The organism is Sphaerisporangium krabiense (genome assembly GCF_014200435.1).
Taxonomy (GTDB): domain Bacteria; phylum Actinomycetota; class Actinomycetes; order Streptosporangiales; family Streptosporangiaceae; genus Sphaerisporangium; species Sphaerisporangium krabiense.
The window spans coordinates 1,122,006-1,146,798 of sequence record NZ_JACHBR010000001.1 but is presented as its reverse complement, the minus strand read 5'-3'; the positions used below and the strand labels follow the sequence as shown (position 1 = coordinate 1,146,798).

21 protein-coding genes are annotated in these 24,793 nt (G+C 72.8%); 11 read left to right on the top strand and 10 right to left on the bottom strand.

Annotated elements, in window-relative coordinates:
• The first annotated feature begins 98 nt into the window (after nucleotides 1-98).
• Nucleotides 99-554, top strand: a complete 456-nt coding sequence (locus BJ981_RS04935; RefSeq protein WP_184608522.1) for a MarR family winged helix-turn-helix transcriptional regulator — start codon at nucleotides 99-101, stop codon at nucleotides 552-554.
• A gap of 141 nt (nucleotides 555-695) precedes the next feature.
• Here the strand turns inward: BJ981_RS04935 and glnII are convergent, their stop codons facing one another.
• On the bottom strand, nucleotides 696-1,709 hold the full coding sequence (glnII, locus tag BJ981_RS04930) for a glutamine synthetase (RefSeq protein ID WP_184608521.1): 1,014 nt from the start codon (nucleotides 1,707-1,709) through the stop codon (nucleotides 696-698).
• Nucleotides 1,710-1,983: 274 nt separating this feature from the next.
• Here glnII and BJ981_RS04925 point away from each other — a divergent pair, with 274 nt between their 5' ends.
• Nucleotides 1,984-2,160: a hypothetical protein gene (locus tag BJ981_RS04925; protein ID WP_184608520.1), complete on the top strand. Its 177-nt coding sequence runs from the start codon at nucleotides 1,984-1,986 to the stop codon at nucleotides 2,158-2,160.
• A 6-nt stretch (nucleotides 2,161-2,166) separates the two neighbouring features.
• Here the strand turns inward: BJ981_RS04925 and BJ981_RS04920 are convergent, their stop codons facing one another.
• The 4 genes from BJ981_RS04920 to BJ981_RS04905 form a co-directional block, all read right to left on the bottom strand.
• The gene (locus BJ981_RS04920; RefSeq protein ID WP_184608519.1) at nucleotides 2,167-3,159 is read right to left on the bottom strand and encodes a DNA polymerase ligase N-terminal domain-containing protein; all 993 of its coding nucleotides are present in this window, start codon (nucleotides 3,157-3,159) and stop codon (nucleotides 2,167-2,169) included.
• A gap of 56 nt (nucleotides 3,160-3,215) precedes the next feature.
• Nucleotides 3,216-6,335 carry an ATP-binding protein gene (locus BJ981_RS04915; protein ID WP_184608518.1) on the bottom strand — a complete coding sequence of 1,040 codons (3,120 nt, stop codon included), beginning with the start codon at nucleotides 6,333-6,335 and terminating at the stop codon, nucleotides 3,216-3,218.
• A gap of 143 nt (nucleotides 6,336-6,478) precedes the next feature.
• Nucleotides 6,479-8,758: an ABC transporter permease gene (locus BJ981_RS04910; protein ID WP_221314651.1), complete on the bottom strand. Its 2,280-nt coding sequence runs from the start codon at nucleotides 8,756-8,758 to the stop codon at nucleotides 6,479-6,481.
• The gene (locus tag BJ981_RS04905) at nucleotides 8,722-9,498 is read right to left on the bottom strand and encodes an ABC transporter ATP-binding protein (RefSeq protein ID WP_204070456.1); all 777 of its coding nucleotides are present in this window, start codon (nucleotides 9,496-9,498) and stop codon (nucleotides 8,722-8,724) included. Before BJ981_RS04905 ends, BJ981_RS04910 begins: the two co-directional genes overlap by 37 nt.
• Nucleotides 9,499-9,685: 187 nt before the next feature.
• On the opposite strand from BJ981_RS04905, the gene BJ981_RS37775 reads away from it, so the two are divergent.
• The 4 genes from BJ981_RS37775 (at nucleotide 9,686) to BJ981_RS04885 (ending at nucleotide 12,332) form a co-directional block, all read left to right on the top strand.
• Nucleotides 9,686-10,303 (top strand): transporter, encoded by a 618-nt coding sequence (locus BJ981_RS37775; protein ID WP_184608516.1) that lies wholly within the window; start codon nucleotides 9,686-9,688, stop codon nucleotides 10,301-10,303.
• Nucleotides 10,300-10,596 carry a transcriptional regulator gene (locus BJ981_RS37770; protein WP_184608515.1) on the top strand — a complete coding sequence of 99 codons (297 nt, stop codon included), beginning with the start codon at nucleotides 10,300-10,302 and terminating at the stop codon, nucleotides 10,594-10,596. Before BJ981_RS37775 ends, BJ981_RS37770 begins: the two co-directional genes overlap by 4 nt.
• A 72-nt stretch (nucleotides 10,597-10,668) precedes the next feature.
• Entirely contained in the window at nucleotides 10,669-11,562 is an 894-nt protein-coding gene (locus BJ981_RS04890; RefSeq protein ID WP_184608514.1) for an ABC transporter ATP-binding protein, read from the top strand.
• A gap of 29 nt (nucleotides 11,563-11,591) precedes the next feature.
• On the top strand, nucleotides 11,592-12,332 hold the full coding sequence (locus BJ981_RS04885) for an ABC transporter permease (RefSeq protein ID WP_184608513.1): 741 nt from the start codon (nucleotides 11,592-11,594) through the stop codon (nucleotides 12,330-12,332).
• A 50-nt stretch (nucleotides 12,333-12,382) separates the two neighbouring features.
• Here BJ981_RS04885 and BJ981_RS04880 read toward each other — a convergent pair whose 3' ends face one another.
• Complete coding sequence (locus tag BJ981_RS04880; protein ID WP_184608512.1) at nucleotides 12,383-12,835, bottom strand: cupin domain-containing protein; 453 nt, start codon at nucleotides 12,833-12,835, stop codon at nucleotides 12,383-12,385.
• A complete protein-coding gene (locus BJ981_RS04875; protein WP_184608511.1) occupies nucleotides 12,832-13,224 on the bottom strand; it encodes a VOC family protein in 393 nt (130 codons plus the stop codon). Before BJ981_RS04875 ends, BJ981_RS04880 begins: the two co-directional genes overlap by 4 nt.
• 53 nt (nucleotides 13,225-13,277) lie before the next feature.
• On the opposite strand from BJ981_RS04875, the gene BJ981_RS04870 reads away from it, so the two are divergent.
• From BJ981_RS04870 to BJ981_RS04850, 4 genes are all read left to right on the top strand, one after another.
• The gene (locus tag BJ981_RS04870; protein ID WP_239139457.1) at nucleotides 13,278-13,898 is read left to right on the top strand and encodes a TetR/AcrR family transcriptional regulator; all 621 of its coding nucleotides are present in this window, start codon (nucleotides 13,278-13,280) and stop codon (nucleotides 13,896-13,898) included.
• Nucleotides 13,899-14,237: 339 nt separating this feature from the next.
• On the top strand, nucleotides 14,238-17,243 hold the full coding sequence (locus tag BJ981_RS39005) for a YfhO family protein (protein ID WP_204070451.1): 3,006 nt from the start codon (nucleotides 14,238-14,240) through the stop codon (nucleotides 17,241-17,243).
• 623 nt (nucleotides 17,244-17,866) lie between these two features.
• The gene (locus BJ981_RS04855) at nucleotides 17,867-19,054 is read left to right on the top strand and encodes a sensor histidine kinase (protein WP_184608509.1); all 1,188 of its coding nucleotides are present in this window, start codon (nucleotides 17,867-17,869) and stop codon (nucleotides 19,052-19,054) included.
• 10 nt (nucleotides 19,055-19,064) lie between these two features.
• On the top strand, nucleotides 19,065-19,742 hold the full coding sequence (locus BJ981_RS04850) for a response regulator (RefSeq protein WP_184608508.1): 678 nt from the start codon (nucleotides 19,065-19,067) through the stop codon (nucleotides 19,740-19,742).
• Between the two features lie 36 nt (nucleotides 19,743-19,778).
• Here BJ981_RS04850 and BJ981_RS04845 read toward each other — a convergent pair whose 3' ends face one another.
• On the bottom strand, nucleotides 19,779-20,732 hold the full coding sequence (locus tag BJ981_RS04845) for a glutathione S-transferase C-terminal domain-containing protein (RefSeq protein ID WP_184608507.1): 954 nt from the start codon (nucleotides 20,730-20,732) through the stop codon (nucleotides 19,779-19,781).
• 122 nt (nucleotides 20,733-20,854) lie between these two features.
• Here BJ981_RS04845 and BJ981_RS04840 point away from each other — a divergent pair, with 122 nt between their 5' ends.
• The gene (locus BJ981_RS04840) at nucleotides 20,855-22,996 is read left to right on the top strand and encodes an FAD/NAD(P)-binding protein (protein ID WP_184608506.1); all 2,142 of its coding nucleotides are present in this window, start codon (nucleotides 20,855-20,857) and stop codon (nucleotides 22,994-22,996) included.
• Between the two features lie 161 nt (nucleotides 22,997-23,157).
• Here the strand turns inward: BJ981_RS04840 and BJ981_RS04835 are convergent, their stop codons facing one another.
• Together BJ981_RS04835 and BJ981_RS04830 are read right to left on the bottom strand one after the other, a co-directional pair.
• Nucleotides 23,158-23,778, bottom strand: coding sequence for a DUF6879 family protein (locus BJ981_RS04835; protein WP_184608505.1), 621 nt, complete (start codon nucleotides 23,776-23,778; stop codon nucleotides 23,158-23,160).
• A gap of 380 nt (nucleotides 23,779-24,158) precedes the next feature.
• On the bottom strand, nucleotides 24,159-24,638 hold the full coding sequence (locus BJ981_RS04830; RefSeq protein ID WP_184608504.1) for an ATP-binding protein: 480 nt from the start codon (nucleotides 24,636-24,638) through the stop codon (nucleotides 24,159-24,161).
• Nucleotides 24,639-24,793: the final 155 nt, after the last annotated feature.

Here is a 24,793-nt window from a genome sequence, read left to right as displayed (position 1 = left end):
GAGGACCCCGAGTTCGTTTACCGGTTAATGATTGAGAAGGACGTTAACCGGTACACGATTTGCTGTCAACCGCACCGCGACATCACGGAGGCCTCGACGTGCCCGAGTTCCTGGACCTGCACAGCAAGGCGTCGAAGGCGCTGCGTGTGGCGGCCGAGACGGCCGTGCGACGGCACGGGCTGCACCTAGGGCAAGACCACCTGCTCGCGGTGCTGTGGCGGCAGGACGGCCGCACCCCGGGCGAGGTCGCCGCCGCGCTGAACGTCACCACTCCCAACGTGGTCAAGGCGGCCACCCGGATGGCCGCGGCCGGCCTGCTCACCCGGCGCCGCGACGACCGGGACAACCGGCTGGTCCGGCTGTGGCTCACCGACGCCGGACGCGCCCTGCAAGCTCCCATCGAAAAGGAACGGCGGCTGCTCGAAGAGCGGGTCACCGCCGACCTCACCGATGCCGAACGCGAACATCTCCTCAGCGCGCTGACGAAGATCCACCGCTCGGCGACGGCCTTGCCGGACGCCCCCGTCGATCGACGCGACTCGGCCGGCACCTGACGCCGCGATCGGCCCGCGACTCCATCCGCGAGCGAGAACGAAGACAGCGGCCCCGTGATCACAGACGTGATCACGGGGCCGCTGTCTCGATCTACTTCGCCGGCGGTGTCAACGCGGCGGGGCGGGCGCCGGCGGGGCCGGTCAGACCTGGTCGGCCTTCTCCAGAGCCTCACAGCACGTGCCCACGATCAGGCGGGTGACCACGTACGGGTCGCAGTTGGCGTTCGGGCGGCGGTCCTCGATGTAGCCCTGCTTCTCGGCCTCGACCTGCCAGGGGATGCGGACCGACGCGCCGCGGTCCGACACGCCGTAGCTGTACTCGCTCCAGGGCGCGGTCTCGTGCATGCCCGTCAGGCGGCGCTCGATCCCGGCGCCGTAGCCCGCGATGTGCTCGCCGGACTTCTCGCCGAGCGCCTCACAGGCCGTGATGATCGGGTCGTAGCCGGAGCGCATCGCGCGCGTGGAGAAGTTGGTGTGCGCGCCGGCGCCGTTCCAGTCGCCCTTCACCGGCTTGGGGTCGAGCGTGGCCGAGACGTCGTAGTCCTCGGCGATGCGGTACAGCAGCCAGCGGGCGATCCAGAGCTGGTCGGAGACCTCCACCGGGCCGCCGGGGCCGACCTGGAACTCCCACTGGCCGGGCATGACCTCGGCGTTGATGCCGGAGATGGCCAGACCGGCCGTCAGGCAGGCGTCGAGGTGCGCCTCGACGATGTCGCGGCCGTAGACCTCGTCCGCGCCGACGCCGCAGTAGTAGAAGCCCTGCGGGGCGGGGTAGCCGCCGACCGGGAAACCGAGCGGGCGGCCGTCCTTGAAGAACGTGTACTCCTGCTCGATGCCGAACCAGGAGTCCTGGCCGGCGTAACGCTCGGCGACGGAGGTGAGCTGCGCCCGGGTGTTGGTCTTGTGCGGGGTCATGTCCGGGAGCAGCACCTCGCACAGCACGAGGACGTCGTCGCCGCCGCGGATCGGGTCGGGACAGGTGAAGACCGGCCTGAGCACGCAGTCGGACGCCTTGCCCGGCGCCTGGTTCGTGCTGGACCCGTCGAAGCCCCAGTCCGGCAGCTCGGCGCCGTCGGCGAGGATCTTCGTCTTCGACCGGAGGCGGGCGGTCGGCTCGGTGCCGTCGATCCAGATGTACTCGGCCCTGTAGGTCACTTCGGTCCCCTCGGCATGGCTCGGCTGTGCGTACGTGAGCAGGCGATCCGCGTCCCCCGCGACACCGACGTTGCCAACCGGCGATTTCTGATCTGTTGCCCGTTTATAAACGCCATGTGAAATCAAGTCCGGATGCGCGTGTCGTTCGTCACATGTCCCCTCTGCCCAGGTATGGCGGACATACGCGCGGGCCAGGCCCTCGGACTCATATGGAGATGGTCGGGTCGTGCACCCTTTGGGGGGTTTGGTGCGTCTAGTAGGTGGAGGCACCACCATGGACGATCCTGCGCTTGATCATGAGCTCGGCTTCGAGCTGCTGCTCGTCGCGGCCCTGCACGAGGAGGCCGAGCGGCTTCTGCGCGACCGGAGTGAGGCGCGGCCGAGGACCGCCCCGCTCCGGCCGAAGTCCATGCCCCTCCAGCGGCAGTACCCCGACCATGGCGTCCGGTAGCGGCCGTCAGGTAGCCGGGGGGACGGGGACGCGGAGCCAGGAGGCCGTCCGGGCGCCGGGGAGGTAGGGGCTGTCCAGGCGCTTGGCGAGGACGGCCGGGAGGCCGCGCCGGTGCGCCACCTTCATGACGGACCTGCCGTCGCCGGGGAACCACGGGGTGGTCTGCCAGTGCGCGCCGTTCAGCTTGAGGTGGTCGAGGGTGCGGCGGCGGTCCCGGTAGGGGCGGTCCAGCAGCTCGCCGCCGTCCAGGTGCAGGATGTCGGTGATCATGTAGACCCGCGCGCCGCCCACCGTGACGATCTGGCCGTCCAGGACGGCGGGCAGGTCGAGCAGCGCCTTCGGCAGGCCGCCGAGGTCGGGGCCGTCCGCCGTGCCGTCGGACCTGATGAGGCGGGTCTCGCCGTCGCGGACGGCGACGAGGGCGCGGTCGCCGCCGAGGTCGAACTCGAAGCCGTACGCCGCCTGGTCACGGGGGAGCCGCTTGCGGGCCTCGGGGAGCATCGGGCGCAGGCCCGGCAGGAAGGTGGGGGGCTCGGGCGGTGGAGGGTCCATCCGGTGGATCATCCAGTTCCTGCCGCCGGTCGGGAAGAGCACGTAGCGGCCGGAGACCCGTGAGCCGTGCAGCACGACCTTGACCTCGCGCCCGGTCCACTTCTCGGTCTCGTAGCGGCCGCGGTCCCAGATGAGCACCAGCCCCGCGCCGTACTCGCCGGGGGCGATCTCTCCCTCGAACGCCGCGTACTCCAGGGGATGGTCCTCGGTGGGCACGGCGAGGTGGTTGGTCTTCGGGTCCAGCGGCAGCCCCTTCGGGACCGCCCACGAGACCAGCACGCCGCCGCGCTCCAGGCGGAAGTCCCAGTGCAGGCGACGGGCGTGGTGCTCCTGGATCACGAACGTGTCGTCGTCGCCCTCGGGGAGCGGGCCCGGGCCCGGCACCGGTTCCGGCGTGCGGGCGGCGTGGCGCTTGCTCCGATAGGTGTCCAGTTTGTCGGCCCGCATTGCGGTTTCGTACCCGCCTGCGGCACGGGCGCACCAGCCTGCGCTACAGGGTCCGGTCAGGCGGGGGAGAGGATGGCGAGGGTCTCCTCCGGCGACATGCGCCGTCCGCTCTCGTACGCCCGCTCGTAGGCCGCGTCGCCCAGCCGGGACCGGCACCGCGCGGCGAGCGCCGGGTCCGGCGGCTCGCCGCGCAGGGCCGCGTGCGCGCCGAGCAGGCGGGCGGCCTTCTCGTCCTCGTGGTCGGTCAGCGCGACCTCGGCGAACGTCCACACGGCGAGGGCCGCGACGCCGAGGTCCTGGGTGGCCGCGCCGCCGGACAGCGCGCGCCGCAGCCACCCCTTGGCCTGCGCGGTCTCGCCCTCGGCCACGGCCAGCCGCGCCAGGGTGACCGAGACGCGCGCCCGGGTCTGCTCGGTGGTGATCCACCCCGCCGGGCACTCGGCCAGCGCCTCGTGGCAGAGCCGCCGCGCCTCGGCGACGTCCCCGCGCAGGCGGGCGACCTCCGCCAGGCCGTGGTGCCCCCGGGCGAGCGCGTCCGGCATGCCCGCGCGGCGCCCGAGGTCGATCCCGCGTTCGTAGTCGCCCCGGGCGGCGTCGAGGTCGCCGCGGCGCAGGCCCGCGTCGGCGCGGCGGTGCAGCAGCTCGGCCATGTCCTCGGTCGCGCCGAGCACGCCCGTCAGCTCCAGGGCCTCGTCGGCGAGCGCCGCGGACCGCTCCGCGTCGCCGCGCAGGTCCGCGAGCACGGCCAGCGCGCCGAGCGCGGTGGCCATGCCCCAGCGTTCTCCGACGCCGCGGAACCCGGCCAGGGCCAGCGAGAACGTGCGGTCGGCCTCCGCCAGGTCGCCCTCGGCCCACCACGACCGGTACCCGAGGCCGAGATGGGTGAGCGCCCGCGCCCACGGGTCCGCGGCGTCACGCGGGTCGGCCGTGCCGGTGGACATGCCGGAGAAGCTGCCCCACAGCAGCGTGAGGAACGGCCGGACGACCGGGCGTCCCGCCATCAGCGCCTCGGCGGTCTCCAGCGCGGCCTTGTCCGCCGCCCCGGTCGCGGCGGCGTCGAGCACGCACAGCACGTACTCCTCCTCCAGCCCGTGCGGCGCCGCCGCGCCGGTCGCGGCCAGCACCTCGGCCGCCGCCTTGCCGCCCTCGCTGCGCCGGCCGCGCAGCAGCCAGTACGGGGACAGCGCGGCGACCAGCCGGACCGCCGCCGCGTGCTCGCCCGCCTCCGCCGCCCAGCGGACCGCCGCGTGCAGGTCGCCCCGCTCGGCGTCGAGCCGTTCCAGCCAGGTGAGCTGCGCGCCGTCCCGCAGGAAGGGCTCCGCCGTCTCGGCCAGGTCCAGGTAGTACGCCAGGTGGGCACTCCGCAGGGCCTTCTCCTCGCCCGCCTCCGCCAGCCGCTCGGCGCAGAACGCCCGGATCGTCTCCAGCATCCGGTACCGCCCGTGGACCAGCTCGACCAGGGACTTGTCCGCGAGCGAGGCGAGCAGGTCCACGGTCCCGGGCCCGCAGACGCGGTCGGCCGCGGCCACGGTCGCGCCGCCGGAGAACACGGTCAGCCGCCGGGCCAGCGTCCGCTCGTCCTCGTCCAGCAGGTCCCAGCTCCACTCGACGACCGCGCGCAGCGTGCGGTGCCGGGGCTGGGCGGCGCGGTTGCCCCGGGTGAGCAGGCCGAACCGGTCGTCCAGCCGCGCCGCGACCTCCTCCACGGTCAGCGACCGCAGGCGCGCGGCGGCCAGCTCGATGGCCAGCGGCAGCCCGTCCAGCACCCGGCAGATCCGCGCGACCTCGCCCGCGCCGGCCTCCTCCAGCCGGAAGCCGGGCCGTACGGCGCGGGCGCGTTCGGCGAACAGCCGCACCGCCGGGTACGCGCCCGCCTCCTCGGCCGTGGCGTCCGCGGGCGGCAGCCCGAGCTGGGGGACGGGGTGGATGGTCTCGCCGAGCACGCCGAGCGCCTCCCGGCTGGTGGCGAGGACGCGCAGGCCGGGGCAGCGGGCCAGCAGGTGGCCGGCCAGGGCGGCGACCTCGTCCAGGACGTGCTCGCAGTTGTCGAGCACGAGGAGGGTCTCGCGTCCGGCCAGCGCGGTGACAAGGCGGTCGGTGGCCGTGCGCGCCTGGGCGTCGGCGGGGGACGGCGGCCGCAGCCCGCCCTCGCGCAGCCCGAGCGCGGCCAGCACCGCCTGCGGGGCCTCGGCGCCGTCGCCGAGCGGGGCCAGCTCGACGAACCCGACCTCCCCGCCCGCCGCCGCGACCTGCCGCGCGGCCTCGACGGCCAGGCGGGTCTTGCCGGTGCCGCCCGGCCCGCTCAGCGTGACCAGCCGCTCCCGGCCGATCAGCTCGCGGACGCGCGCCAGCTCCTCCTCCCGCCCGACGAAGCCGGTCAGCGCGGCGGGCAGCGCCGTCCGCGGCCCCGGCGCGACCGCGGACGGCACGTCGCTCTTCTCTCGGTCGGCGGTCTGTTCGCCGCGCAGGAGGCGGACGTGGAGGGCGGCCAGCTCGGGGGAGGGGTCCGCGCCGAGCTCGTCGGCCAGCGTCCGGCGGGCCTCGGCGAACGCGGCCAGCGCCTCGGCCTGCCGCCCGCACGCGGACAGGGCGCGCATGAGCTGGCCCCACAGCCGCTCCCGCAGCGGGTGCGCCGCGACCAGGTCGCGCAGCTCGGCGACCAGCGTGTGGTGCGCGCCGAGCGCGAGGTCGGCTTCGACGCGGTCCTCCGTGGCGGTGACCCGCAGCTCGGTCAGCCGCGTGACCTGCACGGACGCGAACGGCGCCCCGCCGACGTCGGCGAGCGCGGCGCCCCGCCACAACCCCAGGGCCTCGCGCAGCACGGCCGCGGCGGTGCCGGCGTCCCCGGCGGCGAGCGCCTCGTGCCCCTGCCGGGCCAGCTCCGTGAACCGGTGGACGTCCACGTCGCCGGGCGCGACGGCGAGCCGGTATCCCAGCGGATGGGACTCGACGAGCCCGTCGCCGAGGATGCGGCGCAGCCGGGACACCTGGGACTGCAGCGCGTTCGCCGACGGCGCGCTCTCCCCGTACAGGCCGTCGATCAGCCGCGCCACGCCGACCACCCGCCCGGCGTCCAGCAGCAGGAGGGCGAGCAGCGCGCGCACCATGGGCCCGCCGACGGGGACATGGCGTCCGTCGCGCAGGACTTCCGTGGGACCCAGGAGGCCGAAGTGCATGATCCCGAGTATCGGGTCATCCCTATTGGAGACGCCACAAGATACGCGCCTTCGCGAGATCGAAAGGCGCGTATCAGGGGCGTCCGAGCGGTCACCGGGTCAGGCGGCGGCCGGCACGGAGGCGGACATGCCGGGCGGGCGGTTCAGGTCAGGGCGGCGGCCGCCTCCGCGGGCCGGGACCGGGTCACCAGCCAGGCAGGCAGCCAGGTCGCGCCGACCGTGATCACCGCGACCGCCCCCACGACGCCCGCGTAGATCCCCCACGGCCCGGACGGCAGAGGGGAGCCGTCCACCGCGATGGCGAACGGCACCAGGCTGATCGCCGAGGCCACCGTGCCGAGCAGGATCCCGGTGACCGCGACCATCAGCGCCTCGACGCCGGTCATGCGCAGGACCTGGCCCCGGGTGGAGCCGGTGAGCCGTTGCAGGCCGAACTCGCGCCGCCGCCGCGCGGTCGCCATGACCTGCGTGTTGACCACCGCGATCGCGGTATAGGCGACGATGACGCCGACGAGCAGGTAGTTCACCCACGCCTGGGTGTTCTGCGCGGCCCCGAAGGCGGCGGTCAGCGCGTCGCGGCCCTGGACCTCCAGCCCGAGCCGGCGCAGCTCGCCGGTCAGCGCTTCCCGGGTGACGCCGTCGGCCGCGCGGACCAGGATCCGCGAGGGCGCCCCGGCCGTGGTGTGCGGGGCCAGGGTCGAGGCGGGCAGCAGCGCCATCTCGTTCCCCGTCTCGACCCTCAGCAGGGCCACGACGCGCAGCTTCACCTGGGCGCGGTCGCCGAGCCGCATCGTGACCGTGTCGCCCAGGCCGACGCCGCCGCGCCCGATGTTGCGGGCGTGCACGGCCGTCAGCGCGACCGTGTCGCCCTTCAGTTGCCGCAGGTCGCCCCCTATCACGGTCGTCGCGACCGTCTTCTCGACGCCCTCGGCGCTGACGCCGCGCAGCGGCCAGCCCTCCTCGCGCTGCCAGGCGTCGTGCGGGGCGTCGACGTAGCCGGTGCTCGTCACGTACTCCGAGGCCGCGGCGACGCCCTCGACCGCCCGCACCTGGTCCAGCGTGTCCGGGGTGGCGGGGGTGACGACCAGGTCGGCGAGCAGGCTCTCGGCGTACGCGCGGCCGGCCGCGCCGGTCTGGGTCGTCTGCATGTAGAGGTTCGCGGTGGCCATGCCGGTGGCGAGCAGGACGGGCACGACCGCCGCCGCCAGCCGGGCCGTCCCCGCCCGCGTGTTGAGCACGGCCAGGTAGCCCGCGGGACCGCTCAGCGCGAGCACCGGCCTGGCCAGCACGGACGTGACGGCCTTGACCAGGGTGGGGGCGACCAGCGCCAGGCCGATCGCCCAGAGCAGCACCGCCGGGCCCGCGGTGCTGCTCACCAGGGGGCCGTGCATGAACAGCACCGTCACCAGGGCCAGCGCGACGCCGCCGGCGAAGCAGGTCACGGCCGCGGCCCGCCGTACGGCCCCTGTGCGTACGGGCGGCGCCGCGGCCTCGGCCAGGGCTTCCGCGGGGCGGGCCGACGCGGCGCGCCTCGCGGTCACCAGGGCCGCGATCAGGGCGGACAGCAGCGAGACCGCGACGCCCACGGCCGCGGGCAGCCACCCCTGGCCGTACACCACGACCCCGGGGACGACCGCGTTGTCCACCAGCCGGTCGAACAGCCATCCGCCGAGGACGGGCCCGAGCAGGCCGCCGGGGACGGCCGCGGCGATCGACAGCGCCATGGTCTCGGCGACCACCATGCGGCGCACTTGGCCGGGAGTGGTGCCGATGGCGCGCAGCAGGGCCATCTCGCGTTGCCGCTGCTGCACCGACAAGGCCAGCGTCGCCGCGACGACGAACATCGACACGATGATCGCCATCGCCCCGAACACGGCCGCGAGGACGATCAGGTTCTCGCGGGCGGCCAGGGCCTCGGGGAACTCGGCCAGCCCGCGTTCGTCCCCGGTCAGCACCACGGCCGACCCGGCCACCGCGCGCTCGACCCGCTCGGCCAGCTCGCGGGTGTCCGTCCCGTCCTCGGCCGTGACGGCCACGGCCTGGACGGCCCCGGCGCCCGAGGTGTCGGGGACGGCCGCCGCCACGCCCGGCACCCGGGCCAGCCTGCCGGCCAGGCCGGGGTCCAGCGGCACCCGCTCGGGCAGCAGCCCGTACTGGACGTCCTCCTCCTCGTCCTCGGGGTCGGCCTTCGGCAGCGCGTACGACTGGTCGCCGGTCACCACGACGGCCGCGCCCGCCAGCCGCTGCGGCGGGACCGCCAGGCGTATGCCGGTCTCCATCAGGCCGCCGCAGGCGGAGACGATGGCCGCGCCGAGCAGCATGGCGACGAACGCCGCGGCGAACGCGCTCGCGCGGTGGCGCAGGGTGCTCAGGGCCAGGCTCCACATCAGCGGCCACCGCCGATCCCGCTCCTGGTCTCCCACGCGCCGAGGTGCGTCATGCGGTCGGCCACCTGTTCGGCGGTCGGCCGGTCCAGCGTGCCGGCGAAGCGGCCGTCGGCCAGGAACACGACCTGGTCGGCGTGCGAGGCGGCGACCGGGTCGTGGGTGACCATCACGACCGTCTGGCCGGTCTCCGCGACCGACTCGCGCAGCAGCGCCAGCACCTCCAGCGCCGTACGGGTGTCGAGCGCGCCGGTCGGCTCGTCGCCGAAGACCACGGCGGGACGGGTGACGAGGGCGCGCGCGATCGCGACCCGCTGCTGCTGGCCGCCGGACAGCTCGTGCGGGCGGTGGCCGGCGCGGTCGGCCAGGCCGACGCGCCGGATCACCTCGGCCACGTGCGCGGGGTCGGCCTCGCGCCCGGCCAGCCGCAGCGGCAGCGTCACGTTCTGCCGGACGGTCAGCGCGGGCAGCAGGTTGAACGCCTGGAAGACGAAGCCGATCCGCTCGCGGCGCAGCCTGGTCAGCGCGACCTCGCCGAGGCGGGTGATCTCGGTCCCCTCGAAGCGCACCGAGCCGGACGTCGGGCGGTCCAGGCCCGCCGCGCACTGCAGGAACGTGCTCTTCCCCGACCCCGACGGGCCCATGACGGCGGTGAAGGTCCCCGCGCGGATGCCGATGGTCAGTCCGTCCAGCGCCACGACGGAGCCGTCGCCCTGGCCGTACACCTTCCGCACGTCGTCGAGCCGGACCGCCTCGCCGTTCCCGTCCCGCGCCCGCATGTCCACCCGTGCCTCCCCGTCGGCGGCCCGCCTCCCGCGCGGCCTCGTTCGCTTCATGCCGTCCACGGTGCGCGCCGGGGCTGACAGCCTCAGCACCGAACGCTGACAGGGGCTTGAGTTGGCGGCGCAGTGTGGTTTACAGTTCAAACTAGAGGTTTACCAATCAAACTTGTTTGAAGGAACGAGCATGAACCGGCTTGAGGACGACGACGGGCCCCTGACCCCGGAAGAGACGCTCCGGATCATCGAGGAGCAACGGGCCTCGACGGTCAGGCGGCTCGGCGGCGATCCGCTGCTGATGCACGCGCCCTGGGGCGTGGCCTGGCTGACGGGGTTCGGCGCCCTGTTCGCCCACTACGCGTACGGCGTGATCTCCTCGAACGCGGCGATCACCGTGCTGTTCGCCGGCATGATGCTCGCCATGGCCGTCACCGCGTACGCGCAGTCCAGGATGGCGGGCCGGGTGCGCGGCCAGTCCTCCCACCGCGGCATGATGTACGGCCTGGCCTGGGGGTTCGGCTACGCCTCCGTCATCGCGATCGACATACGCCTCAGCCCGCTGCTGCCGCCCGACGAGGTCGGCCTGCTCTGGGCGGTGACGTCCATGGCGCTCGTCGCCGCGCTCTACGTCGCCGGCGGCGCGATCTGGCGGGACTGGACGATGTTCTTCCTCGGCACGGGCATCGCGGTGCTCAACCTGGTGGGCGCGGTCGCGGGTCCGACCGTGCACGCCCTGCTCATGTGCGCCGGCGGCGGGGGGTTCCTCGTCGTCGGCGTGGCCCGGCGACTGCGGCGGGCCACGTGAGCCGCGAGCTCGACCCGGTCATCCACGCCCAGGCCAGGCTGCGGGTGGTCGTCGCGCTCAACACCCTCGCCCACGGCGACCAGATCACCTTCCCCGGCCTGAAGGACCTGCTCCAGATGACGGCCGGAAACCTGTCGGTCCACCTCGGCAAGCTCGAGGAGGCCGGCTACGTGGAGATCGTCAAGACCCACAAGGGACGTACGCCGACGACGTACATCACCCTCACCCGGCAGGGACGCCGCGCCCTGGAGGACTACACGGCCGCGATCCGCGAACTGCTCGACCTGTCGTAGGACCCGCGCAAGGACCTCGAAGCCCTCGGCGCGCCGAGGGATCGTCCGCCATGCCCCAGAGAGGAATCCGCCATGCCCGAGATCCTTGCCCGCACCGTGGAGGTCACCCGCCGTTACGGCGCGGTCACCGCGCTGGACCGGGTCAGCCTGGACATCCACGCCGGAGAACTGGTCGGCCTGCTCGGCCCGAACGGCGCGGGCAAGTCCACGCTCATCAACCTCTTCGCCGGCCTGCGCCGGCCCACCTCGGGCGCCGTCGAGCTGTTCGGCGGCTCGCCCCGCGACCCGGCCCGGCGCCGCGGCATCGGCGTCACCCCCCAGGAGACCGGCCTGCCGCCGACGCTGCGGGTCGGCGAGTGCGTCGACTTCGTGGCCGCCCACTATCCCGGCGCGCTCGGCCGGCAGGCGCTCCTGGAGCGCTTCGACCTCGCCGACCTGGCCCGCCGCCAGATCGGCGGCCTGTCCGGCGGCCAGAAGCGGCGCCTCGCGGTGGCGCTGGCGTTCGCCGGCGAGCCCCGGCTCGTCTTCCTGGACGAGCCCACCACCGGCCTGGACGTCGAGGCCCGCCACGCGCTGTGGGACGGCATCCGCCGGTTCCACGCCGCCGGGGGAACCGTCGTCCTCACCAGCCACTACCTGGAGGAGATCGAGGCGCTGGCCGAACGCGTCGTGGTGATCGCCGAAGGCCGTGTCCTCGCCGACGACACCATGGCGGCCGTCCGCGGCCTGGTCTCCGTGCACCGCGTCACGGTGAGCGTCCCCGACCCCTCCGTCGTGACCGGCCTGCCCGGCGTCCTCGGGGTCGAGCACCAGGGCGCGCGCGCCCACCTGCTCACCGCGGACGCCGACACCCTGGTACGGGAGCTGGTCCTGGCCGACGTGCCCTTCTCCGGCCTGGAGGTCCGGCCCACCTCTCTGGAAGAGGCGTTCCTCACCGTCACCGCCCAGCGGCAGCCCGTCGCCTGACGCCCGGCCACCCCACAGGAGCCTTCGCGATGTCCCTCGTCCTCGTCCACGCCCGCTACCTGTTCCTGGAGACGATCCGCGTCCCCATCGCCATCATCGGCAGCGCGTTCTTCCCCGCCGCGGCCATGCTCTTCTTCGTCGTGCCGTTCACCGGGGACGACGCGGTCGCCGCGACCTACGCCACCGGGGCGATGCTCATCTTCGCGATCATGTCCGCCTGCCTGTTCACCTACGGCATCGGCGTCGCGGAGGACCGGGCCCAGCCCTGGGACCCCTACCTGCGCACGCTGCCCGCCGGGCCGCTGGCCCGCTTCGCCGGGCGCATCGTCACCGTCATGGGCATCATGCTGATCGCGATCGTCCCCGTCCTGGTCATCGCCGCCCTGCTCACCGCGGCGACGGTGACCCCCGCACAGTTGCTCCTCGGCCTGGTCGCCGTACTCGTCGGATCCCTCCCGTTCACGCTGATGGGCCTGTTCATCGGATACGCGCTGCCGTCCAAGGCCGCCGTGGTCGTGGCCCAGGTCGTCTTCTTCCCGATGGCCGTCGGCGGCGGCCTGCTCACCGGCCCCCCGGACGTCGCCCCCGACTTCATCAAGGCCATCGCCCCCTACCTGCCGACCCGCGGCGCGGTCGAACTGGTCTGGGCGGCCAGCACGTCGTTCTCGCCCAACCTCCTGTCCCTCGTGATGCTGGCCGTGTGGATCGCCGTCTTCGGCGCCCTGTCCACCTGGGCCTACCGCCGCGACGAGGGCCGCAGGTTCTCCTGACCATCCGCCTGGCCGGCCGCGGCCGCGCTGATGTACGACGGCGGGGGCCGTCAGCGCGGCGGCGGCGGGCCGAGGATCTCGTATCCGTGGCGCGCCCCCACCTCGGCGAGCAGCGCCGGGTCGGGGGCGCCGGGCGGCAGGGCGGCGACCTCCGCGGCGAAGTGCTCGAATCCCGACGGCCAGGTGAGCTGGAGCATGCTCAGGAGGCCGTCCCCGCGGTTGACGAACGCGTGCGGGCGTCCGCGCGGCAGCAGGATGAAGCCCCCCGGGCCCGCCTCCCACGTCTCGTCCTCGCAGTGGACCTGGACCGTGCCGGACAGCACGTAGAAGGCCTCGTCGTCGTTGTGGTGGACGTGCCGGGGCGTGGCGAACCCCGGCGGGCAGTCGGATCTGATGACGCTCAGCGCGCCGCCCGTCTCCTCGCCGCCCGCTTTCACGGTCATCGTGGTGCCGAGGAAGGGGAGGAGCGTCCCCGCGTCCGGGGGCAGGAAGATCGCGGTCATGACCGTCCTTCGAGGGTGTAGAGGCGGACCTCGATGCCGTCGGGGTCGGTGAGACCGGTGATCAGCCAGCCGGCGCTGCCCTCGGCGATCTCGCCGTGCGCGAGGCCCGCCGCGTCCAGGTGGTCCGACCAGTCCCGAAGGTCGGCCAGCGTGGGCACGCCGAGGGCCACCGGGTCGAACCCGCTGAGCGCGCCGGCCCGGCCGGGATCCTCGCGCAGGGCCAGCATGAGCGTCGCGCCCGGATCGCGCAGGGCGACGCCGCGCAGGACGCCGTCCTCCTCGAACTCGATGGCCACCTCCAGGCGCAGCGCGCGCCCGTACCAGTCGATGCTCGCGCGCAGGTCGGAGACCGGCAGCTTGACGTGGTGGTACCCGCGCAGGGCCGTCATCGGTTCCCATCCCTCGAAATTAGAGTCACACTCTAAAGTGGTACTCTAATTTTGTGGCGGAGGTCAAGAGCGGGAGGTCGGCGGCGACACGCCGCCGAATCGTGCGGGCCGCGCACGACCTGTTCGTCGTCCACGGGTACGCCGGGGCCACCTTCCAGCACATCGCCGACTCGGCGGGCGTCTCCGTGCAGACGGTCTATTTCCACTACGGAAGCAAGAGCAAGCTGCTCAAAGAGGTCATCGACACGGCCTCGGTGGGGGACGACGCCCCGGTCGCGCTGCTCGACCGTCCGGAATTCACGGACTTGGCGGCCCTGGACGACGCCGAGGCCGTCGTCCAGGGATGGGTGGAGACCAGCGCCGCCATCCTGGACCGGGTCGCCCCCGTCCTCGCCGTGGTCCGCGACGCGGCGGGCTCCGACCCGGACATGGCCGCGCAGTGGGCCGTCAACAGCGGACAGCGCCGCGCGGCCCACGAGGCGTTCGTCGCCGTCCTCACCCGCCTGGAATCCCTGCGCCCCGGCCTGACCGCCCACGAGGCCACCGACATCACCATCGGCCTCCTCTCCCCGGAGCTCTTCCTCATCCTGACCCGCGAATGCGCCTGGCCCACCCCCCGATGGCAGTCCTGGACGACCGCCCAACTGGCCCACGCCCTCCTGCGCCCCGCTTGATCTCGCGAACCACGGCGCCCGCCTAAGTTGATGTTCCCGGCTATCCCCAATAAAGGAATGGCCATCAGGACATACTCACTCGTTCACACCACCCACCGGAGCCGACGAAGATCGGCTATCGTGCCGTCTGGCCGCAGGCGCCGTCCGCGTAGCCGACGTCCCGTGACGCCGTGAGGATCCGTGACCACCCAGGAAACGCGAGAACCACCGCCCAGGAACACGGCCGACCCCCGGCCCGCTGCTGCCTCCTACCGGCCCTCAGCCCATACCGTCGGTAACCGCACCCTCCCCGCCCTGGCCACCGCCGCGCCTCGGGGCCGTGACCGGACTCTTCCCACCGTGGTCACGATCGTTTCCTGGGTCCGTGACCGGCTTCTTCCCGCCGTGGTCACCGCCGCGCCCCAGGGCCATGGCCGGCGTCCTCCCGCCATGGCCACCGCGGTCCCTCGGGCGGGGGCGGCGCTCATGGCCGCGATCCTGGCGGTCGCCGGCCTGTGCGGGGGCGACGCCGCCGCCGGGTTCTACCCCTTCGGGGACACGGCGCGCAGCGTCAGCGACCTCGGCAACCAGTACGTCCCCTTCTACGCCTACTTCTGGGACGTCCTGCACGGTCAGGCGCGCGGCGACCTGTTCGTGAACTGGGCGTCCGGTTTCGGGTCCAGCTACCTCCCCGACGCGTTCTACTACCTGGTCAGCCCGTTCTCGCTGATCGCGGCGATGTTCCCCCGCGACCGGATCGACCTGGCCGTCTACGTGATCACCGTCGCCAAGATCGCCGTGGCGGCGGCCGTCATGGCCTGGTATCTGCGCGGCCTCCCCGGCCGTGGCCGCCTCCGCTCCGGCCTGGCCGCCGTCTTCGGCGCCGCGTACGCCCTCTGCGGCTGGACGGTCACCGACGCCGCCTACAACCCGATGTGGCTGGACGGCCTGATCGCCTTCCCGTTGCTCTGCCTGGCCGTCGAGTGGACGATCGCCCGCCGCCACCCGCTCCTCGCCACCGTGTGCGTCGCGTACGCCTGGACCTCCAACTTCTACACCGCCTACTTCGCGACCATCGGCGCCGCCGCCGTCCTGATCATCAGACTGACCGCCGAACAAAGGCCGGCCACCGAACCGACTCACGCGCCCGCGCCGCGCGTCGTGAGCCACCTGCGCACCTCAGGCCGCGCCCTCCTGCACACCGCCCTCGGCGTGGGCCTCGCCGCGCCGATCGTCCTGGTCGTCTACCAGGGCGCCAAGGACGCGTGGCCGGTGGATCCCCGCCCGTTCGTCCCGGTCCAGGCCGGGCCGCTGCTCGGCCGGCTGCTGCCCGGCAGCTATCAGTTCAACTCGCCCGCGCTCTTCGTCGGCACGTTCGCCCTGTTCGCCGCGCTGACGCTCCCGTTCAACCCGGCGGTGCCGCGGCGCGCCCGCGCGGTCTGGACGGCGACCATCGCGCTCGTCCTGGCCTCGACGCTGTGGGAGCCGGCCGTCCACCTCTGGTACGCCTCCACCAACCCCAACGGCAGCTACTACCGGCAGGCGTTCGTCCTGTGCGGCCTGCTCGTGATGGCGGGCCGGCGGTCGTTCGCCGCGGGCCTGCCACGGCCGTACGCCCTGCTCGGCGCCGCCGCCGTCCTCGGCGCCGTGATCTGGGCGGCCTCCGGCCAGGCGTACGCCACCGCGGAGATGGTCCGATGGTCGCTCATCACGGTGATCGCCGGAATCGTCCTCTACCGCGCGCACACCCTCGTCCGTGGCCCGCACGCGCACCGCCACGCCGCCACCGTCCTGCTCGCCCTGCTGGCCGCCGTCCAGACCGTCGAGGCCGCCGCCAACGTCGCGTACGTCGAGCTCAGGCGCGCCGCGTTCCTCGACGACCACGAGACCTCGGGCGCCTGGCGCGACGACCTGCGCGCCGCCGTCCGCGCGGCCGACCGCTGGCCGGCCTACCGCACCGACCCCGGCGAGTCCCGCATGACCGCCAACGACCCCCAGCTCGTCGGCGGCGAGGGCGCGGAGTACTACAGCAGCATGACCTCGGCGGTCTTCGTCGACGCCCTCGCCCACCTCGGCTTCGGCTGGACCTCCCGGGGCCGCGCCCCGCGCAGCATGGACAACCCGGTGACGGACGCCGTCCTCGGCGTCGGCGCCCGCGCCCACTCCCGCCAGGGGGAATCCGGGCGGCACGAGGTGTCGCTGACGTACCGGCAGGCCGCTCCACTGGTGACCGTACGGCCCGGGGCCTCGCCGACCTTCACCGTCTCCCCGTACCGCAACCAGGAGCTCCTGCTCGGCGCCCAGGTGTACGAGCTGCCCGACACCAGCTATCTGACCGAGGACGAGACCGAGCTCAGCCCCGCCCCCGACGGCTCGCTCACGACCACCCCGGACCCGCTTCCCACCGCTTCCTACCCCTACGCCCTGCGCGCCACCTGCCGTCCGGGCGAGCAGGTCTACCTGCACGCCCCCGAGTTCTCCGGCGTCGCGACGCTGGCCGGGGACGACCCGGTCCCCTTCTCCGGGGTCGCGGGCCAGAGCCGGGCCCCCGTCCAGCTCCTCGGCGTCGCCCCGCCGGGCGGCAAACTGAAGATCAAACTGCGCCCCCGCCACACCGGCCGGGTGCCCGCCGGCGCCGTCGCCTGCCTGGACCCGACCCGCCTCACCAGGGCCGTCGACCACCTGCGCGCCACGGCCCCGACCGCCGTCCGCGTCACCGGCCACACCGTCGCGGCCACCCTGCCCCCCGGCGCCACCGGCACGGCCGTCATCGCCGCCCCCGCCATCCAGGGCTGGACCTGCTCCCTCGACCACGCCCGGCCCCGCCGCCCCGGCCGCTACCTCGGCCTGCTGGCCGTCCCCCTCACCGGCACGGCGACCACCCTGACCTGCTCCTTCACCCCACCAGGGCTCAAGCCCGGCCTCCTGATCGCGGGAGTCGCGCTGGTGGCCATCGGGACGCTGTACGGCGTCCGTCCCCTCCTGCGCCGGAGGAGACGGACGCGGCCAGGCCCCGCCGGGTCACGCGGCGGCGCGCTCGCGCTGGAAGACGCGGACCCCGGCGACCGCGAGCGGCAGGTACATCAGGGCGAACGCGCCGCCCACCACGTACGTCATGCCGACCGGGATGACCGTCATCCCGGCGAACGCGCCGAGGAAGACGGCGGCCGTCCACCAACCGGCGACGCCCGACCGGGCGAGACCGACGCTCAGCGAGAGCAGGCCCAGGAAGGCGAGGATCTCGGTGCCGCTCCACAGGGGCATGAACGCCGAGGCGTCCACGGTGTCGGAGATCCGCGCCGCGACGTCGATCGGGAGTTGCTGCGCGGTGACCATCCGCCACCAGTCGTCGCGCACGGCCCCTGACACGTTCAGCAGGCCGAGCGCGGTGGCGAGCGCGCCGAGCAGCACGGGCCACCGGCCCTTGCGGCCGCGCACCAACGCGGGCACGGCCAGCGCGCCGAGGGCGCAGGCGATCAGCCCGTAGTGGAGCAGCATGGCGGACAGCTCCGTCAGGGAGCTGTCGCGGGCGAGTGACGTGATGTAGTCCACCGTCGAGCCGGAGTCCTGCGGCGGACAGGTCATCATCCCGCCGAGGATCAGCAGGGGACCGGCGATCAGGGCGCCGCCGCCGGCGCGCCACAGGAAGCCGCCGGTCAGGTTCGCCTGGTCGGCGCGCGGCCCGGTGCCGGTCGTGGCGCCGTGGGTGAGAGAGGTCATGGCGTGTCTCCGTCCTGCGGGCCGTTCGTGGACCCGTGAGAGGTCGCGACCCTGGTGACCGCTCCGTAGGCCGCGGTGGGTCGTCGCTTACGGGGAGAACTCTCCCGCCGGGGCCGGCCGCGCCGGATCAGCCATCGCGCACCGTGATCGCTCCTCGCTCCGGCGGAACGGCCGCCCCCGGGGTCCGCTGTTCGGCGGACCGGGTGAGCTGCGCGGGTCCGTCATCCGGCGGAGTCGCCGCGGGCCGCGCGTGATTACGATCGGCTGCCATGACGATGACCCGGCTGAGGGACGTCCGGCTCATTCCGCTGGCGTTCGGACCGCTGATCGCCTTCCTGGCCATCCTGGAGACCCGGCTCGACGACTCCTTCGGCGCGAGCGCCACGGCCACCTGGATCTCCGGGGTGGCGCTCGGCCTCGGAGTCGTGGTCGCGGCCCGGCATCCGCTGGCGGGCACGGCCATCGCCGCCGCCTGCCTGCCCGTGGCCGTGGTCGCGTTCGACGCGCCCGGAGTGGGCGGCGCGGCGATGATCGGCCTGATCGGGGTGGTCGCGTGGACCGGCTGGCGCGAGCCGCCGCGGCGTTCCGCCATCGCGCTGTGCGTCGCGGGCGTGTCCTTCGCGTGCATGTCGATCGCGGCCGGCGGCACCCTGTGGGAGCTGTTCTTCGTGCCCGCGGTGCTGCTGCCGGGCTGGTTCATGGGGCTGCTCGCGCGGCGCAGCGGCGAACGCGCGGTCAAGCTCGCCGAGCTGGCCGCCGCCCTCGACGCGGAACGCGAGGCCAACGCCCAGGCCGCGGTGGCCCAGGAGCGCACGCGCATCGCCCGCGAGGTGCACGACGCCGTGGCCCACTCGGTCAGCGTGATCACCCTGCAGCTCGGCGGCCTGCGCCGGATGCTCGCCGACCGCCCGGTCGAGCTGGAGGTCGTGGCCGGGCTGGAGCAGCTCGGACGGCAGACGGTGGAGGAGATGCGCGGCCTGGTCGGCATCCTGCGCGAGCGCGTGGACGGCGAACGGCCGACGCCCGCGCCGTCGCTGGCCCGGGTCGGCGAGCTGATCTCGGACGTCCGCGCCGCCGGTCTGGACGTCACGCTGAACTCCCCGGCGGAACCGCCGCGGCTGCCGCCGGTCCTGGACCTCACGGCGTACCGGGTGCTGCAGGAGGCCCTGACGAACGTGCTGCGGCACGCCGGGCGGGTGCCGACCGTGGTCACCATCGACTACACCGCCCAGGCCCTCACCCTGGAGGTCCGCAACGACCCGGCCCCCGAACCGGCGGCGATCCGGCTCGGCGGCGAGGTCCGGCATGAGGCCGGAACCACCCCTCGGCGCGGCGGCCACGGGCTGGTCGGGATGCGCGAACGGCTCGCCATGGTCCGCGGCACCCTGCACGCCGCCCCCGAACCGGACGGCGGTTTCGCGGTCCGCGCCCGATTCCCGATTCCCCGCGTCTGGTAGGAAAAGCGACATGACCATCTCCGTGGCACTCGCCGACGACGAGGCGATGGTGCGCGTCGGCCTGCGGATGGTGCTCAGCGGCGAGCCGGACATCCAGGTCGTCGGCGAGGCGTCCGACGGCGCCGAAGCCCTCGCCCTGGTCGCCCGCACCCGGCCCGACGTCGTGCTGATCGACGTCCGCATGCCCAACATGGACGGCTTGGAGGCGTCGCGGCGGCTCGTCCGGGACCACCCGGACACCAAGGTCATCGTGCTCACCACCTTCGACGAGGACGAGCACGTCGCCGCCGCCCTGCGCGCCGGGGTCAGCGGCTTCATGCTGAAGATCTCCCCGCCCGAGCACCTCATCGAGGCGGTGCGGACCGTCGCGGCCGGCGGGGGCCTGCTGCACCCGGCGGTGACCCTCCGCGTGATCGCCGCCTTCGCCACCCAGCCCGACCCGGCCCGCACGCCGCCCCGCCCGGCCGAGCTGGACTCCCTCACCGCCCGCGAGACCGACGTCCTGAAGCTCCTGGCCCAGGGCCTCACCAACACCCAGATCGCCGCCCGCCTCTACCTCGGCGAGGCGACCGTGAAGACGCACCTGTCCCGCGTCCTGATGAAGCTCAACCTCACCACCCGCGTCCAGGCGGTCGTCTTCGCCTACGAAAGCGGCCTGGTCCGCCCCGGCGACCACGACCGCGCCTGACGCCCGGCACGGCGGCGGCCGCTCACCGCCGCACGCTCACGTGAGCTTCTCGCGGCCGTGCGGCGCGTCCCAGTCGGCCTGGTAGGGCTCCACCGCGATGCGCCACGGCTCCCGCGTGCGCGCGTCCCCGGCGTAGGTGAACGAGGCGAAGTCGGTGGTGTCCCGGAAGGCGGGGTGCTGGTAGAGGTCGCGGGCGTAGGCCCAGAGGTTCGGGAAGTCCACCAGGCGCCGCTCGCTGATCCTGGCCGACGGATTGTCGTTGAGGTCGAACCGGACGAGCGTCGTCCACAGCCGGACGTCGGCCTCGGTGATCCGGTCGCCGAACAGGAACCGCCGGTCGGCCAGCCTCGCGTCCAACTGCTCGAAGGTGGCGATCAGCGCCTGCCTGCGCTCCTCGTACTCCTGCGGGGTGGTGGCCCCGGCCACCCGGGAGGACGCCGTGTTGACGGTGTCGTACACCTGGGCGTTGAGCGCGTCGATCTCCGGGCGCAGCGCCTCCGGGTAGAGGTCGAGGTCGTTGCCCCACGCGCCGAACGCCGCGTTCAGGTCGAGGGTGATGTCGGGGAAGTCGTTGCTGACGATCTTCCCGGTGGTCCGGTCCCAGAGCACCGGCACCGAGATGTGCCCGGGGTAGCCGGGTTCGGTCGCCTCGTAGGCCTCCCGCAGGAAACGGAAGCCGTTGACCGGATCGGCGCCCCGCCGCTCGCGGAACGCCCAGCCGCGCGAGTCGCGCCCTTCGTCGACGTACGACAGCGAGACGACGTCGTCCAGGCCCTTGAGCGTGCGGACGATCACGGCGCGCTGGGCCCAGGGGCAGAACCAGCCGGAGTACAGGTGGTAGCGGCCCGGCTCGGCCTGGAACCCGCTGGAGCCGTCGGCGGTGACGCGTCCCTGGAACGGGTAGACGGGGCCGTCGCCCCGCTCGAACCCGTTGCCGGGGCCGTACTGCCCGTAGGTGTCGTGGTCCACGGGACCCGCGTACTGAGACACGCTCTTCCTCCTCGATGGAGCCCCTCAGCCGAGGAAGGGCGCGGCCGAGGTCGCCCGGATATTCTCGCTTTTACCGGTAGGGAATATTGACTATGCCATGAACCGATGCAAACCTCCATGCTGTGGGCAGCGAACCTCTGACGATCGTGGTCGTGGGAGCCGGACCGGGCGGCACCGTCATGGTCGAGCGCCTCATCGCCAACGCACCCCCGGGCCGTCCGCTGGAGATCCACGTGGTCGACCCGCACCCGCCGGGCGGCGGGCGGACCTGGCGGCGCGCGCAGTCCGAGCTGATGTGGATGAACTCCCCGGCCGCGGACGTGAGCCTGTTCACCGACGCCAGCGTCCGGATCGACGGGCCGATCCGCCCGGGCCCCGCCCTCTACGAGTGGGCGGCCGAGCACGGCCACGACGTCACCCCAGCCACGTTCACCCCCAGGGTCATCCAGAACGCCTACCTGTCGTGGTGCTTCACGCACATCGTGACGTCGGCGCCGCCAGAGGTCACCGTCCGCGTCCACCGCGCCACGGCCGAGGCGCTCACCGAGGCCGGCGGCCGTCAACGAGTCTGGCTGGACGACGGAAGCGAGCCCCTCGACGCCGACGCCGTCCTCCTGGTCCAGGGCTACCTCGACGCCGCCCCGGGCGGCGTCCACCGCGAGCTGGCCGACTTCGCCGCCGCGCACGGCCTGGTGTACATCCCGCCGAACTACGTCGCCGACGTGGACCTCGACGCGATCCCCGCCGGCGAGCCGGTGATCCTGCGCGGCATGGGCCTGGGCTTCATCGACACCATGGTCCTCCTGGCCCAGGGCCGCGGCGGCCGCTTCGAGCCCCGCCCCGGCGGCGGATACGTCTACCACCCCTCCGGCGCCGAGCCGATCATGTACGTAGGCTCCCGCCGAGGCGTCCCCAACCACTCCAAGATCACCTACACCGCCCTCGGCTCGCCGCTGCCCAGCCCCCGCTACTTCGTGCCCGACACGATCACGGCATTGCACGAACGCCACGGCCCGCTCGACCTCTACCGCCACCTATGGCCCCTGATCGCCAAGGAACTAGGCCACTTCTACTACCACGAACTGTTCAACGCCCACCCCGACCGCGTCACACTGCCCTGGCAGGAATTCCTCAACCGATACGACAAGACCACCTGGCCCAGCGACGAGCACCCCCCAAAGCCCCCCGAAGCGCCACTCCAGAACAACGACAGTAGCCCCCTCATGACCAAGTCCGCGCTCCTGCCGGTGTCCCCGCTCCTGCCGGAGGCCGTGCTCACGCCGGAGGCCGCGCTCGCGACCGAGTCCCCGCTCCTGCCGGAGGCCGTGCTCACGCCGGAGGCCGCGCTCGCGACCGAGTCCCCGCTCCTGCCGGAGGCCGTGCTCACGCCGGAGGCCGCGCTCGTGGCGGAGGCCGTCCCGAGACCCGAGGACCGCCTCGACCTGGCGAACCTACTGTCACCCCTGAACAGCCTCCGCTTCGACGACCCCGAAGACCTCCAGCAGTGGCTCCGCTCCTACATCATCACCAACGTCGCACGCCACGCCGACCCCGCCCACAGCGCCGACCTCGCCCTCTTCAAGGGCATGCTGGTGATGCTGGGCCTGATCATCGACGTCATCAACCGGGGCCTACTCTCCGCCAGATCCCACGCCGATGAACTCATGGAGTGGTTCCAAAGCGTCTTCAGCTACTACGCCTCCGGCCCCCCACCCCAGCGACTCCTGGAACTGGAAGCCCTGTCCCGAGCCGGCATCGTCCACTTCCTCGGCGGCGGCATCACGATCACCCCCGACCCAGAATCCGCCCTGTTCCGCGCACAAGGCACCCAAATCCCCGGCCACATCGAGGCCCGGACGTTGATCGAGTCCCGCCTCCCCGCCGCAAGCATCGCCCGCGTACAGGACCCCCTCCTACGCTCCCTGTACGACAACGGCGAGATCACCGAAGAAATCCTGACCACCCCCGACGGCAAGACCTACCCCCTCGGCCGCCTCCGCGTCGATAACAGCCGCCTGGTGGACGCCTCCGGCCAAACCCACCCCCGCCGCTTCGCCCTAGGCCACTGGGTAGGCCGCGGCTTCACCATCACCGGCTTCGCCCGCCCAGGAACCAACGCCCTCCCCTTCCGCACCGCCGACACCTTGGCCCGCCAAATCCTCACCGAAATAGCCCGCCCACCCGCCCCGATCCCTCCAACCACGAACGGTGCCCTACAAACCGTCGGCGACTACTCGAAAACCGCCGACTGCATAATTCGCTGAAGCCTGTCGTCCGTCTGGTCGGTGCAGGTCCGCAGGCAGCGGTGACGCCGCCTCCCGTGTACGGTGGCTCGCCGATCGCCAGACCAACCAGGCGACCCTGGTGTCTGTCAGTGATACGAGGTTGGCGGGACGCCCGGAAATCCGGGCGGTCATACCGCCTTTCATACCCCTTGAGGAGTGGGAGGCGGAAGGTTCACGATCTCTCTGGGGAAGTATTGAAGGAGGTCTTCGCCCATCTCCCAATACTCGACGATCTCACGACGGCACACGTCAATGAGATCTCCGTCGGTGAACTTACGCGCACCCGACAGAACGCCGTCCGTGTACTGGATGTCGTACATCACGGGGGAGGCGGAGTGGTGTCCAAGGACCACGACCTCGGGCAGAGCGGCCCGCGTCTCACGAGGCGCGGCGGCCTCCACAGGCAGTATCCGAATCGCCTCACCCAACTCGGCCCACATCATGAGCAGGTGCAGCTCCCACTGAAGGTAGGGAGTCGGTGGCTCGCACACGAACCGGATGCGCCGCTGGACGATCCCGCACCGGTCGAGCTCGCGCTGGTGCTCCCTCCGGCCGGCACGCATCTCGCCGGCCAGCCTCAACGACTTGTCCCAATCCCCTTCAGCCATGGCCAGCCAGCTCGGGGTGCCGGGCTCCTTGAAGGTAAGCTGCCGCTCCAGCTTCCAGGATGCGTCAACCTCCCAAAAATGAAGCCGGAAGTCCTCCTTGTCACCGTCTAGGGCTAGAAGCTGTGCGGGGATGTCACCGAGCTGCTCAATCACCTGAAATATCCGGTTTCGCGGTCATGGGTAGAAAGCGTGGAATCAGCGCAACGCGTTCGTCCGCGTGAATGGTCACACCGTCAGGGAGCCTGCCCACATAACTCGCCGTGACATCTCTTCAGACCACAATGATGTGTCCGTGTCTCCCGACGCGCAAGGTCGTAACACGTACGATCTCCTCATCGCCCGCCCACGCGCCGTCATTACGACAGCCAGGCAGCGAGGCCCCGAACGAATTGGCTGACGTCAGCCCCTGGAGCGACGGCACCGGCACTGCGGCGTCGGAACTGGTCATGCAATCTCAGATTTGGCCGGGCCGGTCTCGTGGGGTCAAGCTCCGCCGGACCGGTCATGTGCGATCGGGCGCCGGTCATGCGTGGTCAGGCACTACGTCTAACGATCCGAACTCCCACGCTCCTCGGATTCGGCAGCAGACACCGAACCTGCTTCCCGATAGGCGTTAACGCCACATCCCACCCCGGCGCCAGCGCGTCCAGCAGCCACAACCCCCGCCCCGACTCCGCCTGATCGTCACCACCCGCGACACCCGTCCGCACCGGCAGCCGATCCGGACACGGGTCATGAACCCTCACCCACACCCCCCGACTGTCGGCCTCAACCTCCACCACGACCGGTGCCCAGTGCCCGCACGCCCGCACCGCGTTTCCGACCAGCTCAGACGCCACCAACCGCGCCGACTCGACGACCTCCACATCGACCCCGGCGGCCCCCAACACCGCCTGCGTAACCTCCCGCACCGCCCGAAGGTTCTCCTCACACACATTCATGTGCACAACGAACCCACTGGCGCGAGTCGTGAGGTAGAACCCGAGGGAAGCTGCTATCCGCTCTTCCGGCATGGTTGGTCCCTTCTGCAAGTAGAGAACCTAGGTGTCGACCGATCTGTGACTTTCCGAACTCGCTCACACACTGAGAGTGAGCCTTCGTGGCCTTGATGATGGAGGCTTTCCTCTGTTGGGCGCAACCTTTCTACCGAGATTGGTGTCCCGCCACG